The following is a 16,889-nucleotide window of genomic DNA, read 5'->3' as shown; positions in this document are numbered from 1 at the left end:
AATCCTCTAACTATTTAGTTTTACCTAAGCTTAAAACGAATAAGCGATTAAACCGCTGCTGCGCCTGAAACGATTTCAGAAAGTTCTTGTGTAATAGCCGCTTGACGCGCCTTGTTGTACACAAGCTCTAAATCATCGATTAGGTCGCTAGCGTTGTCGGTTGCAGCTTTCATTGCAATCATTCGAGCCGCTTGCTCACAAGCAAGGTTCTCTACCACACCTTGGTACACTTGAGATTCGACGTAACGAACCAATAGTGCATCTAGTAGTGGTTTTGGCTCAGGCTCATAAATGTAGTCCCAAGCATGATCGCGCTGCATATCTTCGCTATCTGATTTAGGCAAAGGAAGTAATTGATCGATCGTTGGTTCTTGTACCATAGTGTTTTCAAACTTGTTGAACACTACGAACAGGCGATCCAATTCACCTTCATCATATTTCTTTAGCATTACGCTTACAGAGCCGATTAAGTCTTCAAGGCTTGGGCTATCGCCTAGGCCAGAAACTTGAGCTGCTACTTTCGCGCCGCTGTTGTTGAAAAATGCTGTTGCTTTTGAACCGATAATTGCCAGTTCAACGTCAGCACCTTTCTCAGACCAATCTTTCATGTCGTTCATGGCTTTCTTGAACAAGTTAATGTTCAAACCACCACAAAGACCACGGTCTGTAGAAACGATGATGTAACCAACACGTTTGGCTTCACGTTCCTCAAGATAAGGATGCTTATACTCAAGGCTACCGTTAGCCAAATGACCGATCACTTTACGCATTGTTTCTGCATATGGACGAGTAGCTTCCATTGCGTCTTGAGAACGACGCATTTTTGAAGCTGCTACCATTTCCATTGCTTTCGTAATCTTCTGTGTGCTTTTAACACTACCGATTTTATTACGTATCTCTTTTGCGCCGGCCATCGTTACTCTCCGTTAATGGTATGAGGTGACCCGAAGGCCACCCACCAATTACCAGGTCTGGGTTGCTTTGAAATCGTCAACAAGCTTCTTCAGCTCAGCTTCGATATCATTGTTGTAAGCACCCGTTGTGTCGATCTGTGTAGCTAGATCGCCATATTGACCGCGAGCAAACGATAGTAAAGCAGCTTCAAAGTCTAGAAGCTTAGCAAGCTCTACGTCTTGAAGGTAACCACGCTCTGCAGCGAAGATTACAAGTGCTTGGTCAAATACAGACATAGGAGCGTATTGCTTCTGCTTCATTAGCTCTGTAACTTTTTGACCATGGTCTAGCTGCTTCTTAGTCGCTTCATCAAGGTCAGACGAGAACTGTGCGAATGCCGCAAGTTCACGGTACTGTGCTAGAGCTGTACGGATACCGCCAGATAGCTTCTTGATGATTTTAGTCTGCGCTGAACCACCTACACGAGATACTGAGATACCTGGGTCAACAGCTGGACGTACGCCCGCGTTGAATAGCTCAGTTTGTAGGAAGATCTGACCATCGGTAATCGAGATTACGTTCGTCGGTACGAATGCAGATACGTCACCAGCTTGCGTTTCGATGATAGGAAGAGCAGTTAAAGAACCAGTCTTGCCTTTCACTTCACCGTTAGTGAATGTTTCTACGTAGTGTTCGCTTACACGAGCAGCACGCTCTAGTAGACGAGAGTGAAGGTAGAAAACATCACCTGGGAACGCTTCACGACCTGGTGGACGCTTAAGTAGTAGCGAGATCTGACGGTAAGCTACTGCTTGCTTAGATAGATCATCATAAACAATCAGTGCATCTTCACCGCGATCACGGAAGTATTCACCCATCGCACAACCTGCGTATGGCGCTAGGTATTGTAGCGCTGCAGATTCAGAAGCTGATGCAACAACAACGATAGTGTTAGCTAGCGCGCCGTGCTCTTCTAGTTTGCGAACTACGTTAGCGATAGTCGATGCTTTCTGACCGATTGCTACGTAGATAGAGAAAATACCTGAATCTTTTTGGTTAATAATCGCATCGATCGCCATCGCTGTTTTACCAGTTTGACGGTCACCGATTACTAGTTCACGTTGACCACGACCGATTGGGATCATTGAGTCAACAGACTTGTAACCAGTTTGTACAGGTTGATCTACCGATTTACGGTCGATTACACCTGGTGCAATTACTTCTACAGGCGAAGTCAGTTTCGCTTCGATAGGACCTTTGCCATCAATTGGCTCACCTAGTGTGTTTACAACACGACCAAGTAGTTCTGGACCTACTGGCACTTCAAGAATGCGGCCAGTACCTGTAACTTTCATGCCTTCCTGTAGGTCAGCATATGGGCCCATTACAACAGCACCAACCGAATCACGGTTCAAGTTAAGTGCTAGCGCGTAACGGCCACCCGGTAGTTCAATCATTTCACCTTGCATCACGTCCGCTAGGCCGTGAATGCTAAGGATGCCATCGCTTACCGAAACGATAGTACCTTCATTGCGAGCTTCACTAACAACGTCGAAAGATTCAATACGTTGTTTAATTAGATCGCTAATTTCAGTGGAATTAAGTTGCATGCTCCAATCCCCATTAAGACTGCAATGCATCGCTCAGGCGGTCTAGTCGACCACGCGCTGAGTTATCGATGACTAGGTCTCCGGCTCGAATAATAACTCCGCTAAGCAGAGTCTCATCTATACTGCAATTCAGCTGTACTTTGCGCGCTAGGCGCTGTTCCAATTTGCTGCTGATATCTGCGCGTTGTTCTTCAGAAAGTTCAACCGCTGAAGTTACTTCAACGTCGATCTCTTTCTCGTGCTCTTGTTTGAGCAATAAGAACTCTTTGCAAACATCAGGAAAAGCCATTAAGCGGCCATTCTCTGCCATCACTTTAATCAAGTTCTGGCCGAATTCATCAAATTGTTCGCCACAAACTGCAATGAATACTTCCGCTAATTTTTCAGCAGTTAGAGAACTGCTTAGTAGATTGTGGATATCATTGTTTTGTGCCACTTCGGCAGCAAAAGAGAGCATTTGACTCCATTGGTCAAGCTCACCTTTCTCTACCGCAAAGTCAAAAGCTGCTTTAGCATAGGGGCGTGCGATTGTTGTCAAATCAGACATATACAGCCCCTTGCTTTAAAGTTTTGCAGTAATGTTGTCAAGAAGGTCTTTGTGTACGTCTTTATCGATCGTACGCTCAAGGATCTTCTCAGCACCAGCTATAGCCAGAGTTGCGACTTGTTTGCGCAGGTCATCACGGGCACGTGTGCGCTCAGCTTCAAGTTCTGCTTCCGCTTGCGCTAAGATTTTCTGGCGTTCTGCCTGAGCTTCTTCGCGAGCTTCATCAATAATTTGAGCTTTACGTTTGTTTGCCTGTTCAATAACCTCAGTTGCAGTGCGCTTTGCTTCTTTCATTTGCTCAGAAGCGTTGGCTTGTGCCAGGTTCAAGTCTTTAGCAGCGCGCTCAGCGGCTACTAGACCGTCAGCAATTTTCTTCTGACGCTCTTCAATTGCTTGCATGATTGGTGGCCATACATATTTCATGCAGAACCAAACAAACAGTGAAAAAGCAATTGCTTGACCTAGCAGAGTTGCGTTCATATTCACAACAGCTACCCCTCGTTAAGAATCAACTACAAAAATTTAATTAACTATTGAAGAGTTAATTAGCCTGCTAGTTGACCAACAAATGGGTTAGCAAACGTGAATAGTAGTGCGATTACGATACCGATCATTGGAACAGCATCCAGTAGACCAGCGATGATGAACATCTTAACTTGTAGCATAGGAGCCATTTCAGGTTGACGCGCAGCGCCTTCTAGGAATTTACCACCAAGAATAGCAAAACCAATTGCAGTACCTACGGCACAAAGACCAACAATAATAGCAACAGCGATTGCTGAAAAACTTAGTACAGTTTCCATTTACGTTCTCCGATTAACATTAATAGTTAGAATAAAGCTTAAAAATTTTTTTTAGTGATCACTATCTTCATGAGCCATTGATAAGTAAACAATTGTCAACATCATGAAAACAAATGCTTGAATCAAAATAACCAAGATATGGAAGATAGCCCAAGGTAGTGCACCTACCCATTGTAAGTACCACGGTAGCATTGCCGCGATAAGAATAAACACCACCTCACCCGCAAACATATTACCAAATAAACGCATACCTAGAGATAGTGGCTTCGCCAGAAGCGAAATTACCTCAAGTACCAAGTTAAATGGAATCATGATTGGGTGATTAAATGGATGCAGTGCCAATTCTTTAGCAAATCCGCCCAAGCCTTTTACTTTGATGCTGTAGTAGATCATCAGAGCAAAAACACCTAGAGCCATTGCCATAGTTATATTTACATCAGCTGTAGGAACCACTTTCAAGTAAGGGATGCCTAACCAATGCTCTGCAGGATATGGTAAGAAATCGATTGGCACTAAGTCCATCAAGTTCATTAAAATAATCCAGCAGAATATAGTCAGTGCTAATGGGGCAATCAGCGGGTTGCGGCCATGGAAAGTTTCCTTAACGTTGTCGCCAACGAATTCCACTACCATTTCTACAAAACACTGAAGCTTACCAGGTACACCTACTGTTGCTTTCTTAGCGACTGAGCGAAAAACCCAAAGGAATAACATCCCTGTCAACACCGAAAAAAACAGACTGTCTATATGTACGTTCCAGAAACTTGTCTCCTCTACAAAACCTAACTTAGCTAAAGATAGATTCTGTAAGTGGTGTTCAATGTATCCGGATGCTGTTGCCGCAGCCATAACTCGTCCTATTTCTTATTGTTAATGAAAAGCACTGGCGCAAAGATATTAATACCAAGAACCAGTAAATAGGTCAGTTTGAGGGGGATTAACTCCACCTGCATATACATGTAGACAATAGAGAATAGTAGAACTGTGATTAGGATTTTTAGCGCTTCGCCAGCATAGAACGACGCCGCAACTAACTTAGTCGCACGAGCTCCACAAAATAGGAAAGCACACACACAAAAAACTACATTCGCGATGACAAAAATGCCGCCACCGATTAATGCAGCAAAACCCCAGTCAGGATTAACAGCTAAACCTAACCCTATCGCCACTAATATAACCGCGCTAAGCTCGATCAATAACATTTGCTTTGCAAGCACTCGTCCTGGTCTTGCTAACGCCGCTACCATGTATTCGTTCCTCTTTAAGCCCACTTTACCACTCGCTCAAAAGCGTGCTGAGAAATTGGCGAAAATTATACGTTCAGCCAAATTGATTGCAATAAGAACGCTGCAATCATTTACATTTTTGCATACAAACCGACAACTTTTGTACGAAATTACTTGTTTATTACATAATTGACCTAAATCAATTATCTCATTTAGTACTCTAATTTAGCAATAAGTTGCTCTAATTTGTGAGGCTCATCAAGAGTAATCGTCACTTTTGACTTACCGCTAACAGAACGAGTAACTGAAACGTTTGCTTGCAATTTTTCCGTGAGTCTTCGTGAAAGTTCGATAGCTTCTGTGTCTTCAGGCTTCGATTCTGGTTCAACGTCTGGTTTTAAACACTTTTTAACAAGTTGTTCAGTTTGACGCACGGTCATGTTTTTGGTCGCCGCAGTGTTCGCTGCCTCAACCTGGGTATCACCTTCAAGCGCAAGCAGTGCTCGAGCATGCCCCATTTCCAGTTGTTTGTTGGAAACTAAACCTTTTACTTCATTTTCGAGCTGATTTAGACGTAATAAGTTACTAACCGTTGCTCTCGATTTACCAATCACATCAGCAACTTGCTGATGCGTCAGTTCAAATTCATTCTGTAAGCGCTCTAGCGCTTGTGCTTCTTCGATAACATTCAGGTCTTCACGCTGAATATTCTCGATTAACGCCATCGCAATCGCGGCTTTGTCTTCCACTCGCTTGATAAGACATGGCACTTGCTTAAGGCCCGCTTGACGAGCCGCTCTCCAACGACGCTCACCCGCAATAATCTCATACTGATCTTGCGCTAATGGACGTACAACGATTGGCTGGATGATGCCTTGAGATTGAATTGAAGCCGCCAGCTCTTCTAGCGCTTCTGGCGCAATATCTTTACGCGGTTGATATACCCCTGGTTTCAAGCAACCAACAGCCAACTCAGTGAGCTCTCCATCAGCCGATAACGCCTGACTATGAGAAGCAACTTGCTGTTTTTCACGAGCCAACGAGCTAGTTGCAAGCAGTGCATCTAACCCTTTTCCTAAACCACGCTTAGACATTGAGCGAATTCCTTTGATTAGACCTATACTGGGACTTCTTCACGACGCAACATTTCGCCTGCGAGAGCAAGATATGCTTTGGCACCAGCGGAATATTTGTCGTAGTACATTGCAGGCTTGCCGTGACTCGGCGCTTCAGCTAAACGTACATTTCGAGGGATCACAGTTCGGTAAACCTTGCTACCGAAGTGCTTTTTGAGTTGATCAGATACTTCGTTCGATAAGCGGTTACGCGGATCATACATAGTACGCAGAAGACCTTCGATCTTCAGGTTCTCGTTAACGACCGCTGCGAGCTTACTGATGGTATCCATCAACGCAGTCAAACCTTCAAGTGCAAAGTATTCACATTGCATTGGAACTAACACGGAATCGGCTGCAGCCATCGCGTTAATTGTAAGAAGGTTTAGAGAAGGTGGGCAATCAATAAAGATGAAATCATAATTATCGCGAATGGATGCGAGTGCATTCTTAAGGCGAACTTCACGCGCAAACACTTCCATCAGCTTGATTTCTGCCGCAGTAACATCACCGTTAGCGGCGATGAGGTCATAATTGCCAGATGTACTTCGACAAACTACCTCATCAAATGGGGTGTCTTCAACCAACAAATCGTAAGCAGTTGCTTCAACCTGATATTTGTCGACACCGCTCGCCATAGTGGCATTACCTTGAGGATCGAGGTCAACAACCAATATCTTGCGCTTTGTCGCCGCCATTGATGCTGCTAAGTTAATGCAAGTTGTTGTTTTTCCTACGCCGCCCTTCTGGTTGGCAATTGCTACGATTCTACCCACTATGGCCTCGCTGATTATCCCTGACGCGATAAAGTTACTAGATGACGCTCTCCATCAAGCTCTGGTACTCGCAAAGCTTTGATGTCTGTCACTGAACACCATTCAGGTAACAGGTCGATTTCATCTCTAGGATGTTGTCCCTTAAGAGCCAAAAATACACCGGATTGCTCTTTAGGTAAATGGTGACACCACTCTACCATGTCTGTCATTGACGCAAATGCGCGACTGAGCACTGCATCAAACTTTTCTTCAGGTTGAAACTCTTCAACACGGCTTTGGACCGGCACGACGTTGTCGATTCCCAACTCGTGAACCACCTGCTTAATAAAACGAATACGCTTACCTAAGCTATCTAGCAAGTAAAACTCGCAGTCTGGATTCATGATTGAGAGCGGAATCCCAGGTAAGCCAGGTCCGGTTCCCACATCGATAAAGCGCTTACCCTGTAAGTGAGTGCTAACAATGATGCTATCTAAGATATGTTTCACCATCATTTCTAATGGGTCACGAACCGAAGTCAGATTGTAAGCCTTGTTCCATTTGTTGAGTAACTCAACATAGCCAACTAGCTGGCTACGTTGTTTTTCAGATACTTCTAGGTCAGTCTGGCCAATCAGGTGATCCAGTTTTTCGCGTAATACGCTCATTATGCTTCCTCACCCTTTTTCAACAGGCCGTGTTTTTTCAAGTAAACCAGTAGGATTGAAATTGCCGCAGGTGTAATACCCGAAATACGAGAAGCAATACCAATTGAATCCGGTTTAGCGTTAGTTAGTTTTAGAACTACTTCGTTAGAAAGCCCTTTTACCTGGCTGTAATCAATATCAGCAGGCAGTTTGGTGTTTTCATGACGCAGTGATTTTTCAATTTCGTCTTGTTGACGCTGAATGTAGCCTTCGTACTTCACTTGGATCTCAACTTGCTCAGCCGCTTGTTGATCTTCCAGTGCTGGAGAAAAACGATCCAGAGCCGTCAGCTGTGAATAAGTCATTTCTGGACGACGCAGAAGATCTTCGCCGCTCGCTTCACGAGACATTGGTGTTTTTAGGATCTGGTTCAGCGCGCCAATATCTTCAGATTTTGGATTAATCCAAGTCTCTTTCAGACGCTGACGCTCTTTCTCCATGTTGTCCATCTTCTCGTTGAATCGAGCCCAACGCGCATCATCAACCAAACCAAGTTCACGAGATTTTTCTGTCAGACGGATATCGGCGTTGTCTTCACGAAGCAACAGACGGTATTCCGCACGAGACGTAAACATACGGTACGGTTCTTTGGTGCCCATAGTTGATAGGTCATCGATAAGAACGCCCATGTAAGCTTGGTCACGACGTGGGCTCCAGCCCTCTTTGCCTTGAGTGAATAAGCTTGCGTTTAAGCCAGCCATGAGACCTTGTGCTGCCGCTTCTTCATAACCGGTAGTACCGTTAATTTGACCAGCAAAGAACAAGCCTTTAATAAACTTAGTTTCGTAAGTCAGTTTTAGGTCGCGAGGATCAAAGAAATCATACTCAATTGCGTAGCCAGGACGCACGATGTGAGCATTTTCGAACCCCTTCATTGAGCGAACTATTTGAACCTGTACATCAAAAGGCAGACTAGTAGAGATACCATTCGGGTATAACTCATGTGTCGTTAGGCCTTCAGGTTCAATAAAAATTTGGTGGCTGTTTTTATCAGCAAAACGCATCACTTTGTCTTCAATCGAAGGACAGTAGCGAGGACCAATACCCTCAATCACGCCAGCGTACATCGGGCTGCGGTCAAGGTTGGCACGAATCACATCGTGCGTATTTTCATTGGTATGCGTGATGTAACATGGGATTTGGCGCGGCTGTTGTGCTCGGCTGCCCATGAATGAGAAAACCGGTGTTGGGTTATCACCGTGCTGAACCTCAAGTTCAGAAAAATCAACACTGCGCGCATCGATACGAGGAGGTGTACCTGTTTTCAGGCGATCAACTCGAAATGGAAGATCACGAAGTCGGTCAGCCAAAGCGATCGATGGTGGATCGCCAGCACGACCACCAGAAGAGCTTTCCATACCAATATGGATCTTACCGCCGAGGAATGTCCCTACCGTCAGTACCACAGCATCGGCACGGAACTTAAGGCCCATTTGAGTGACCACACCGACCACTTGATCCTGTTCAACGATCAGGTCATCAACCGATTGCTGGAACAAGGTTAGGTTTGGCGTGTTTTCAAGGACATTACGAACAAAGGCTTTGTAGAGTGCACGGTCTGCTTGAGCGCGAGTTGCACGAACCGCAGGGCCTTTTGATGCGTTTAATGTTCTGAATTGAATACCTGCATGATCAATAGCTTGCGCCATTAAACCACCCATAGCATCGACCTCTTTTACCAAGTGGCCCTTACCAATACCACCGATAGCTGGGTTGCAGGACATTTGTCCCAATGTATCGATATTGTGAGTAAGTAATAACGTACTTTGACCAGTACGTGCAGATGCGAGTGCGGCTTCCGTTCCTGCATGGCCACCACCAACAACGATGACGTCAAATTTTTCGTGATAAAGCATGAACCGACCTCAGGTATTCAAACGTTTTCTAGACTGATAAAAAGGAGCGATATTCTACCTGTTTTCATAGCTTGAGAAAACGTTTTTGGAATTTTTCGAATAAGCTGTTTTTAATTAATATAGATAAGATCTTTAAAGAGATCTTTTATTGGATCTATTATTAGGATCGAAGGTGGCTGTGGATAAGTCGAAAATAATCAACGAGATCATGGATCTTTTTTGGATCAAATGATGTGATCTAACTTTGATCAGGATGAGGATTAGCTGGGATCAAAATGGCTACTTATTCACAGGGGGAAATAGGCATAAAACTTATTATTTGGATAACTATAGGTTAATCACCGAATATGTATGATCTTATCCACAGCAGATCTTGAAAATAAATGGTTATTTTTCGGCTTTTACTCAAAAAAGTTATTCACAATCTCGATATTCAGGCATAAAAAAAGCGGCAAAAGCCGCTTTTTGAGGAGAAGAGGGGGTTAAAGCTGGTCGCTATGATCGTTAAACCACTCTTCTGCAGCGTCTTCGGGTACCGGAGTCTCCAATACATCGATGGTAAAACAGTCAGAAATCGCCTGTCCGCCAAGTTTTGTTAATAACTCATGAGCGGCTTGGCCTGCTGCGCAGAAGGTATCGTAACTTGAATCACCTATGGCTATCACAGCAAAGCGAACCTTATCGAGTTGAGGTGCGTGCTCTGTCAGATGGGCAATGAATGGCTTGATATTATCAGGGAATTCACCCGCACCATGGGTCGAGGTCACTACTAACCAGAAGCCTTGCTGAGGAATATCATTGTATTCAGGCTGGTTGTGCAGCGTTATCTCATGGCCTTGTTCTTCTAGAAGATCATTAAGGTGATCGCCAACGTATTCGGCGCCGCCTAAGGTGCTACCTGTAATAATGTGGATCATTAAGCTGTCCTTACTAAGAAAAAGGCCAGCATTCGCTGGCCTTTATAGGTTATTTACCGATACAGAAAGAAGAGAAGATACGACCTAAAAGATCGTCTGAGCTGAACTCACCTGTAATCTCGTTGAGGTGCTGTTGAGTGATACGAAGCTCTTCCGCTAAGATCTCCCCAGCCATGTAGCCTTCAAGTTGTTGCTGGCCAATATCCAAGTGCTCAGATGCGCGTTCTAGGGCGTCTAAGTGGCGACGACGCGCCATAAAGCCACCTTCATGACCACCAGCAAAGCCCATACACTCTTTTAGATGGCTGCGCAGTGCATCGACACCTTGGCCTGTTTTCGCTGATAGGCGGATTAGGGTTGGATCGTTCACATGGCAAATACCCAGCTCTTCATTGGTTTGATCCGCTTTGTTGCGAATCACCGTCATACCGATGTTATTTGGTAAACGATCAACGAAATCAGGCCAGATATCTTTCGGGTCAGTAGCATCGGTCGTGGTGCCATCCACCATAAATAGAACTCGGTCTGCTTGAGCAATTTCTTCCCAAGCTCGTTCAATACCGATTTTTTCGACTTCATCGGAAGCATCACGCAGGCCCGCGGTATCAATAATGTGCAGTGGCATACCATCAATATGGATGTGTTCACGTAGTACATCACGCGTGGTGCCAGCAATATCAGTCACGATCGCCGATTCTTTGCCTGACAGGGCGTTCAGTAGGCTAGATTTACCGGCATTTGGGCGACCAGCAATCACCACCTTCATGCCTTCACGCATGATGGCACCCTGATTGGCTTCTTGGCGTACCGCCTCTAGGTTATCGATGATAGCCTGTAAGTCAGCACTTACTTTACCGTCAGCCAGAAAGTCGATTTCTTCTTCAGGGAAGTCTATCGCCGCTTCAACATAGATGCGCAGGTGAATCAGCGAATCCACTAGGGTGTTAATACGTTTTGAGAACTCACCCTGAAGAGATTGCAGTGCCGATTTGGCCGCTTCTTCTGAGCTTGCATCAATCAAGTCAGCAATCGCTTCGGCTTGGGTTAAGTCCATCTTGTCGTTCAAGAACGCACGCTCTGAGAACTCACCAGGACGAGCTGCACGCACGCCTGAGATGCCTAGGATGCGCTTGATGAGCATGTCCATAACCACTGGGCCGCCGTGACCTTGCAGCTCTAGAACGTCTTCGCCGGTAAAAGAGTGCGGGTTAGGGAAGTAGAGCGCGATACCTTGGTCGAGCTCGATGCCATCGGCAGATTTAAAAGGTAAGTACTCAGCGTAGCGAGGCTTAAGTGTTTTTCCCGTTACTTCTAGGGCAACCTGAGTCGCTAATGGACCGGAAACGCGGATAATACCGACGCCACCACGGCCGGGCGCGGTCGCTTGAGCAACAATCGTATCTGTAGTCATAGTTGTGCCTGCTAGCATGTGAACGCCAAAAAGGGCATTCACGATTAATCAATTAGCTGAATTGTAATCAGCTAAAAACAAAAAGGCGACCTTTTGGTCGCCTTTCTTTAGCTCTTTCTGTTATCGAACTTACTTAGAATGTAAGCCTTTCTTTTCCAGCGCGCGGTAGATAAGCGTTTGCTGAATCAGAGTTACGATGTTCGATACTAGCCAGTAAAGAACCAGACCTGAAGGGAAGAACAGGAAGAAGAATGTGAACATAACCGGCATAAAGGTCATGATCTTCTGCTGCATTGGATCCGTTACAGTCGTCGGGCTCATCTTCTGGATTAGGAACATTGAAGCCCCCATCAGAAGTGGCAAGATGTAGTATGGGTCTTGCGCTGAAAGGTCAGTAATCCAACCGAAGAACGGTGAGTGACGCAGTTCAACAGACTCCATTAGTGCCCAGTATAGCGAAATGAAGATAGGCATTTGCAGAAGGATAGGTAAACAGCCACCTAGTGGGTTTACTTTCTCTTTCTTGTAAAGCTCCATCATTTCTTGGCTCATGCGTTGACGGTCGTCGCCAATACGCTCACGCATTGCTGTCAGCTTAGGCTGAAGCATACGCATTTTCGCCATAGACGTGTACTGAGCTTTCGTTAGTGGGTACATAGCACCACGAACGATGAAAGTTAGGATGATAATTGCTACACCCCAGTTCGATACGAAGCCTTGAATGAACGAAAGCAGAGTATGAAGTGGTTTAGCAATGAACCATAGCCAGCCGTAATCTACTACCAAGTCTAGGTTTGGTGCAGTTGCTGCCATTTGGTCTTGAAGTTTTGGACCAACCCAAAGCGTTGCTTTAAAGCTCGCTTCGTCACCGCTAGCGATAGTTTTGTTCGGCATACGAACACCGATGTCGCCTAGGTTACCAATTACACGAGTGTAAAGGTTGCTGCCTGCTTCGTCGCGTGGAATCCAAGCACTTGCAAAGTAGTGTTGAATCATCGCTGCCCAACCTTGACCGTTTGCTAGGTTAAGAGATAGGTTGCGATCTTGCATATCGTCGAAGCTGTATTTCTTGTAACGCGTATCTTCCGTAGAGTAAGCACCACCACGGTAAGTTGGCATTGTTAGGCTACCGCCGTCATCCATAACGTTTTGACGTAGGTGAGCGTACATACCGAATGTCGCGTTGTTGCCAGAGTTGTTGACTACATCGTATTCAACGTCAATCGCGTAGCTGCCGCGCTTAAGGATGAATGTTTTTGTGTAATCTAGACCGTTCGCTTGGTAAGTCATTGGGATGCGTAGTTCATCCTGACCGTCAGCCAGCGTAAAGCTGTCTGCTGAAACCGTGTAGCTAGGGCGGTTAGTGCTGCTAAGGTCGATACCTTGAGGACCAACTAGACCGCTTTGCGCGATAAATTGGTGACCTGGTTCATTCTTAAGAAGAACAAAGCTCTCTTCAGAATCAAACTCAGCTGAGTAATCATTTAGGTTTGCTGTCACAACATCACCACCAACCGTATCAATTGACAGAGTCAGTACATCAGTGGTTACTGTGATAGTTTTTGCAGAAGAAGCAACTTGACCAGGAGCCGGGTCTAGATCATCTGCATAAGATGGCGCTGGTAGGGTGCTGCCAGATTGTGCCTGCTCAACCGCTTGAGGAGCTGGGTTCTTAGCTACATTCCATTGTTGGAAAAGTAGGAAAGAAACCAAAGCCAATGCGATTAACAGGATATTACGTTGAGAATCCATCGTTATTTATCTCTGTCTTGTTTTTGGACTGGTGGAACGGGGTCAAAGCCCCCTTCGTTCAAAGGATGGCATTTTAATAGACGTTTGCCTGATAACCAACACCCTTTTACAAAACCGTGAGCTTTCAACGCTTCTATCGCATATAAAGAGCAGGTTGGAGTAAATCGGCAGCGTGGGCCGATGAGTGGACTAATAAACCATCTATAAAAATAGATGGGTATTAGCGCTATCCACGCGAAGGGCGAGACAGGCGAAGCCATAATTTGTCGAGTAGCTTGAACATTTCTTCATTGCTTAAATCTTGCGCGCTCTTCTTAGCGATTACAACAAAATCTTTGTTAGGAAGTTTGTGCTGAGTGTTACGAAAGCTTTCACGAGTAAGACGCTTGAATCGATTACGACCCACGGCTGTTTTAATCTGTTTTTTCGGAACGGCTAATCCAAGACGAGGATTTGAAAGAGAGTTATTTCGAGCAATGATGGTGAAATGAGGAGAGCCAGCTCGATGAGCTTGCTTGAAGACATTTTGATAATGTTCGGGAGTTAACAAGCGTAACTCCCGACCGAAGGCTAGCTTATTCAAAATAATCAAAGATTACTTAGAAAGACGCTTACGGCCTTTTGCACGACGTGCATTGATTGTTGCGCGACCGTTCTTAGTAGCCATGCGAGCACGGAAACCGTGAGTACGCTTACGCTTTAGAACTGTAGGTTGAAAAGTGCGTTTCATTGTAATTACCTTACTGATCAGTAGTTTTAGGTTTTTGTTAAACCCGGCGTGGGCATTTTTTCTTTTCTTTATATAAGAAAGGAAAACCGACGCCTCTCAACAAAGAGGCGGAATTGTAATCACTGTCACAAAAAGTGTCAATGATTGGGTTAACTAAAATTCCGGTCGGGGGATTATACGTAGAATAACTAAAATCACAAGGATCCTTAGTCGATCCCAACCTTATTTAGGAATTTTTTTAATTTAGGATCTTGTGGATTACCAAAAATATCCTGTGGAGATCCCTGCTCGACAATATGGCCGTCAGCCATGAAGATCACTCGGTCTGCGACCTCTCTCGCGAACTGCATTTCATGGGTAACCACCAGCATGGTTTGATGCTGATTAGCCAATTTTTTCATTAGGTTAAGTACTTCGCCAACCCACTCAGGATCCAGCGCTGAAGTCGGCTCATCAAACAGTAAAAGCTCAGGTTGAAGTGCCATGGCACGACCAATACCGACACGTTGCTGCTGACCGCCAGAAAGCGCAGCTGGGTAGCTGTCTGCTTTGTCGCCTAGGCCGATATCATCGAGTATTTGTTGTGCTTTTTCATGCGCTTGCTGCTTCTTCCAGCCACGCACAGTAATTAAGCCTTCAGCAATGTTTTGCTTGGCGGTTTGATGAGCAAACAGGGCGTAGTTCTGGAAGACAAAGCCGGTCTTACGTCGCAGTGCTAGCACTTCTGCTTTTGTGTGCTTCTGGGCATCGACTTTGATGTCATCAATAGAGATCGTGCCTTGGTCGGCTTGCTCAAGAAAGTTCACACAACGCAGTAGCGTAGACTTACCAGTACCGCTTGAACCTATGATGACAATGATCTCACCTTGCTTGATTTCTAGGTCGATCCCTTTAAGAACTTCGGTGTCACCAAAGTGCTTGTGGATATTTTGTAATTTGATCATCGTACGTACGCCTTATTCAGTTTCACTTCGGCCCAGATTTGAATACGAGTGAGGATAACCACCACGCCCCAGTAAATCAGCGCCACTGCCAAGAAAGCCTCGAAGAAACGGAAGCTTGAAGACGCCTCCATCTGAGCCTTAGCCATAATCTCAGCCACACCTAGCGTGAAGGCGAGTGAGGTTGATTTGATCATATCGATGAAGTAATTCATCAGAGAAGGCAGAGCAACGCGGGTCGCTTGTGGCAAGATCACTCGACGCATCGCTTGGCTAGTCGTCATACCCACCGAAAGGCTCGCTTCCATCTGGCTGCGATCAATACCGATAATCGCGGCGCGAATACTCTCTGCCATGTAAGCGGCAAAGTGCAGGGTTAAACCAATGACGGCAGCGCTGAATGCATCTAAGCCAACCATCCACGGGAATACCTGAGGTAAGCCGTAATAAAGGAGGAATAGCTGAACCAGCAGTGGGGTGCCACGGAAGAAGCTAATGTAAAGCTGGCTGAGTTGGTCGAGTACTGGGATTTTGAACACACGAATGTTTGCCAGTATCACAGACAGGATCAGAGCAAAGAACAAGCCCCAAATCGCCATCTCCATGGTGGTGCCGAGATACTTTAACAGTATCGGCAGCAGCTCTAGCATGTAGTTAAAATCAAATCCCATAATCTATCTCGTATTTTTATTGGAAGTGTCGTTATATCAAGCGTTTTAATCAGTGATACAAAAGCAAAAAGCCCACCGCCGTGTAAGCAGTGGGCCTCGTATGGAGAGAGTGAGTGATTACTTCTGAGTAATGTCCGCACCAAACCATTTCTGAGAGATACTTTCTAGCGTACCATCTGCGCGCATTGCTGCTAATGCTTCGTTTACTTCTGCTTGCAGTTTCTTACCGTTATCGTTGTCTACGAAAGGCCAAGCATTTTCAATGGTTTCGAATGGCTGACCTGCTAGTTGTAATGGTAGACCAGTCTTCTTGATAAGCTCTAGTGCTGATAGGCGATCCATGACGAATGCATCGGCACGACCAAGAGCGACATCATGCTCAATACCAGTGTCGTAGGTCTTTACGTTGATCTTGCCATCTTTGTCGTAGCTGCGTAGCAGTTGCTCAAAGTTCGAGCCTAGGTTGACTGCAACAGTCTTGCCTGCAAGGTCTTCGATGCCTTTAATGCTGTCATTACCCTTACGAACGGTAATTTGTGCGCCATCTACTACGTATGGGTCTGCGAATAGGTATTTCGCTTTACGTGCATCCGTCATTGTAATTTGGTTAGAAATGGTATCGATTCGACCAGTTTCAAGAAGACCAAACAGACCAGAGAAGTTCGCTGTTACGTATTCAACCTTGTAGTCGTTACGTTTACCGATCTCATCCCATAAATCCACTTCAAAACCTTGTAGTTGGTCTTGCTTAACGAAAGTAAATGGGAAGTAGCGACCAGACATGCCGACTTTTACTTCAGTCGCAGCTTGAACAGTAGCAGCAGAGAGTGCGATAGCCGCAATTGCAGCCTTAATCCAGTTATTCATTTGGTAACTCCTTATATTTATGGGATTGGATGTTACTGGGAAAATGCTCGATAGAATAAATAACCAGATGTTATTAACCATAACTAG

20 protein-coding genes are annotated in these 16,889 nt (G+C 45.2%); all 20 read right to left on the bottom strand.

Annotated elements, in window-relative coordinates:
* Nucleotides 1-47: 47 nt before the first annotated feature.
* Complete coding sequence (atpG, locus tag F0228_RS19150; RefSeq protein ID WP_008221382.1) at nt 48-914, bottom strand: F0F1 ATP synthase subunit gamma; 867 nt, start codon at nt 912-914, stop codon at nt 48-50.
* Nucleotides 915-962: 48 nt separating this feature from the next.
* Entirely contained in the window at nt 963-2,504 is a 1,542-nt protein-coding gene (gene atpA / locus F0228_RS19145; protein ID WP_008221384.1) for a F0F1 ATP synthase subunit alpha, read from the bottom strand.
* Nucleotides 2,505-2,517: 13 nt separating this feature from the next.
* Nucleotides 2,518-3,051, bottom strand: coding sequence for a F0F1 ATP synthase subunit delta (gene atpH, locus F0228_RS19140; RefSeq protein WP_004739291.1), 534 nt, complete (start codon nt 3,049-3,051; stop codon nt 2,518-2,520).
* Between the two features lie 15 nt (nt 3,052-3,066).
* Nucleotides 3,067-3,537, bottom strand: coding sequence for a F0F1 ATP synthase subunit B (gene atpF / locus F0228_RS19135; RefSeq protein ID WP_032498590.1), 471 nt, complete (start codon nt 3,535-3,537; stop codon nt 3,067-3,069).
* 59 nt (nt 3,538-3,596) lie between these two features.
* Nucleotides 3,597-3,854 (bottom strand): F0F1 ATP synthase subunit C, encoded by a 258-nt coding sequence (gene atpE / locus F0228_RS19130; RefSeq protein WP_004411110.1) that lies wholly within the window; start codon nt 3,852-3,854, stop codon nt 3,597-3,599.
* Between the two features lie 51 nt (nt 3,855-3,905).
* Nucleotides 3,906-4,703, bottom strand: a complete 798-nt coding sequence (gene atpB, locus F0228_RS19125; RefSeq protein ID WP_004739289.1) for a F0F1 ATP synthase subunit A — start codon at nt 4,701-4,703, stop codon at nt 3,906-3,908.
* 8 nt (nt 4,704-4,711) lie between these two features.
* Complete coding sequence (locus F0228_RS19120) at nt 4,712-5,101, bottom strand: F0F1 ATP synthase subunit I (protein ID WP_008221392.1); 390 nt, start codon at nt 5,099-5,101, stop codon at nt 4,712-4,714.
* Nucleotides 5,102-5,292: 191 nt separating this feature from the next.
* Entirely contained in the window at nt 5,293-6,174 is an 882-nt protein-coding gene (locus F0228_RS19115) for a ParB/RepB/Spo0J family partition protein (RefSeq protein ID WP_061033953.1), read from the bottom strand.
* 23 nt (nt 6,175-6,197) lie between these two features.
* Nucleotides 6,198-6,971 carry a ParA family protein gene (locus F0228_RS19110; RefSeq protein ID WP_026084427.1) on the bottom strand — a complete coding sequence of 258 codons (774 nt, stop codon included), beginning with the start codon at nt 6,969-6,971 and terminating at the stop codon, nt 6,198-6,200.
* 14 nt (nt 6,972-6,985) lie between these two features.
* A complete protein-coding gene (gene rsmG, locus F0228_RS19105) occupies nt 6,986-7,618 on the bottom strand; it encodes a 16S rRNA (guanine(527)-N(7))-methyltransferase RsmG (RefSeq protein WP_004739283.1) in 633 nt (210 codons plus the stop codon).
* Nucleotides 7,618-9,513 (bottom strand): tRNA uridine-5-carboxymethylaminomethyl(34) synthesis enzyme MnmG, encoded by a 1,896-nt coding sequence (gene mnmG / locus F0228_RS19100; protein ID WP_171731208.1) that lies wholly within the window; start codon nt 9,511-9,513, stop codon nt 7,618-7,620. The genes rsmG and mnmG overlap by 1 nt, the downstream gene beginning before the upstream one ends.
* Before the next feature lie 482 nt (nt 9,514-9,995).
* Nucleotides 9,996-10,430, bottom strand: a complete 435-nt coding sequence (gene mioC / locus F0228_RS19095) for an FMN-binding protein MioC (protein WP_171731207.1) — start codon at nt 10,428-10,430, stop codon at nt 9,996-9,998.
* Between the two features lie 49 nt (nt 10,431-10,479).
* Nucleotides 10,480-11,841: a tRNA uridine-5-carboxymethylaminomethyl(34) synthesis GTPase MnmE gene (gene mnmE / locus F0228_RS19090; RefSeq protein WP_061033980.1), complete on the bottom strand. Its 1,362-nt coding sequence runs from the start codon at nt 11,839-11,841 to the stop codon at nt 10,480-10,482.
* 129 nt (nt 11,842-11,970) lie between these two features.
* Complete coding sequence (yidC, locus tag F0228_RS19085) at nt 11,971-13,593, bottom strand: membrane protein insertase YidC (RefSeq protein WP_171731206.1); 1,623 nt, start codon at nt 13,591-13,593, stop codon at nt 11,971-11,973.
* Nucleotides 13,594-13,595: 2 nt separating this feature from the next.
* A complete protein-coding gene (yidD, locus tag F0228_RS19080) occupies nt 13,596-13,853 on the bottom strand; it encodes a membrane protein insertion efficiency factor YidD (protein WP_004735802.1) in 258 nt (85 codons plus the stop codon).
* Entirely contained in the window at nt 13,820-14,143 is a 324-nt protein-coding gene (gene rnpA, locus F0228_RS19075; RefSeq protein WP_017055478.1) for a ribonuclease P protein component, read from the bottom strand. Before rnpA ends, yidD begins: the two co-directional genes overlap by 34 nt.
* 45 nt (nt 14,144-14,188) lie before the next feature.
* Nucleotides 14,189-14,323, bottom strand: coding sequence for a 50S ribosomal protein L34 (rpmH, locus tag F0228_RS19070; RefSeq protein WP_004735800.1), 135 nt, complete (start codon nt 14,321-14,323; stop codon nt 14,189-14,191).
* Between the two features lie 206 nt (nt 14,324-14,529).
* Entirely contained in the window at nt 14,530-15,267 is a 738-nt protein-coding gene (locus tag F0228_RS19065; protein ID WP_061033949.1) for an amino acid ABC transporter ATP-binding protein, read from the bottom strand.
* On the bottom strand, nt 15,264-15,935 hold the full coding sequence (locus F0228_RS19060) for an amino acid ABC transporter permease (RefSeq protein WP_004739268.1): 672 nt from the start codon (nt 15,933-15,935) through the stop codon (nt 15,264-15,266). The genes F0228_RS19065 and F0228_RS19060 overlap by 4 nt, the downstream gene beginning before the upstream one ends.
* 117 nt (nt 15,936-16,052) lie before the next feature.
* Nucleotides 16,053-16,802, bottom strand: coding sequence for an amino acid ABC transporter substrate-binding protein (locus F0228_RS19055; protein ID WP_008224665.1), 750 nt, complete (start codon nt 16,800-16,802; stop codon nt 16,053-16,055).
* Nucleotides 16,803-16,889 lie beyond the last annotated feature (87 nt).

The sequence above is a fragment of the Vibrio sp. 99K-1 genome (assembly GCF_013114585.1).
In the GTDB taxonomy this organism is placed as follows: Bacteria; Pseudomonadota; Gammaproteobacteria; order Enterobacterales; family Vibrionaceae; genus Vibrio; species Vibrio chagasii_B.
This window is presented reverse-complemented; position numbering and strand designations above follow the sequence as displayed.

Bases quoted from the DNA above. Each gene is read 5' to 3' on its own strand.
- atpG (WP_008221382.1), bottom strand. From the start codon at position 914: ATGGCCGGCGCAAAAGAGATACGTAATAAAATCGGTAGTGTTAAAAGC.
- atpA (WP_008221384.1), bottom strand. From the start codon at position 2,504: ATGCAACTTAATTCCACTGAAATTAGCGATCTAATTAAACAACGTATT.
- atpH (WP_004739291.1), bottom strand. From the start codon at position 3,051: ATGTCTGATTTGACAACAATCGCACGCCCCTATGCTAAAGCAGCTTTT.
- atpE (WP_004411110.1), bottom strand. From the start codon at position 3,854: ATGGAAACTGTACTAAGTTTTTCAGCAATCGCTGTTGCTATTATTGTT.
- atpB (WP_004739289.1), bottom strand. From the start codon at position 4,703: ATGGCTGCGGCAACAGCATCCGGATACATTGAACACCACTTACAGAAT.
- F0228_RS19120 (WP_008221392.1), bottom strand. From the start codon at position 5,101: ATGGTAGCGGCGTTAGCAAGACCAGGACGAGTGCTTGCAAAGCAAATG.
- F0228_RS19115 (WP_061033953.1), bottom strand. From the start codon at position 6,174: ATGTCTAAGCGTGGTTTAGGAAAAGGGTTAGATGCACTGCTTGCAACT.
- rsmG (WP_004739283.1), bottom strand. From the start codon at position 7,618: ATGAGCGTATTACGCGAAAAACTGGATCACCTGATTGGCCAGACTGAC.
- mnmG (WP_171731208.1), bottom strand. From the start codon at position 9,513: ATGCTTTATCACGAAAAATTTGACGTCATCGTTGTTGGTGGTGGCCAT.
- mioC (WP_171731207.1), bottom strand. From the start codon at position 10,430: ATGATCCACATTATTACAGGTAGCACCTTAGGCGGCGCCGAATACGTT.
- mnmE (WP_061033980.1), bottom strand. From the start codon at position 11,841: ATGACTACAGATACGATTGTTGCTCAAGCGACCGCGCCCGGCCGTGGT.
- yidC (WP_171731206.1), bottom strand. From the start codon at position 13,593: ATGGATTCTCAACGTAATATCCTGTTAATCGCATTGGCTTTGGTTTCT.
- yidD (WP_004735802.1), bottom strand. From the start codon at position 13,853: ATGGCTTCGCCTGTCTCGCCCTTCGCGTGGATAGCGCTAATACCCATC.
- rpmH (WP_004735800.1), bottom strand. From the start codon at position 14,323: ATGAAACGCACTTTTCAACCTACAGTTCTAAAGCGTAAGCGTACTCAC.
- F0228_RS19065 (WP_061033949.1), bottom strand. From the start codon at position 15,267: ATGATCAAATTACAAAATATCCACAAGCACTTTGGTGACACCGAAGTT.
- F0228_RS19060 (WP_004739268.1), bottom strand. From the start codon at position 15,935: ATGGGATTTGATTTTAACTACATGCTAGAGCTGCTGCCGATACTGTTA.
- F0228_RS19055 (WP_008224665.1), bottom strand. From the start codon at position 16,802: ATGAATAACTGGATTAAGGCTGCAATTGCGGCTATCGCACTCTCTGCT.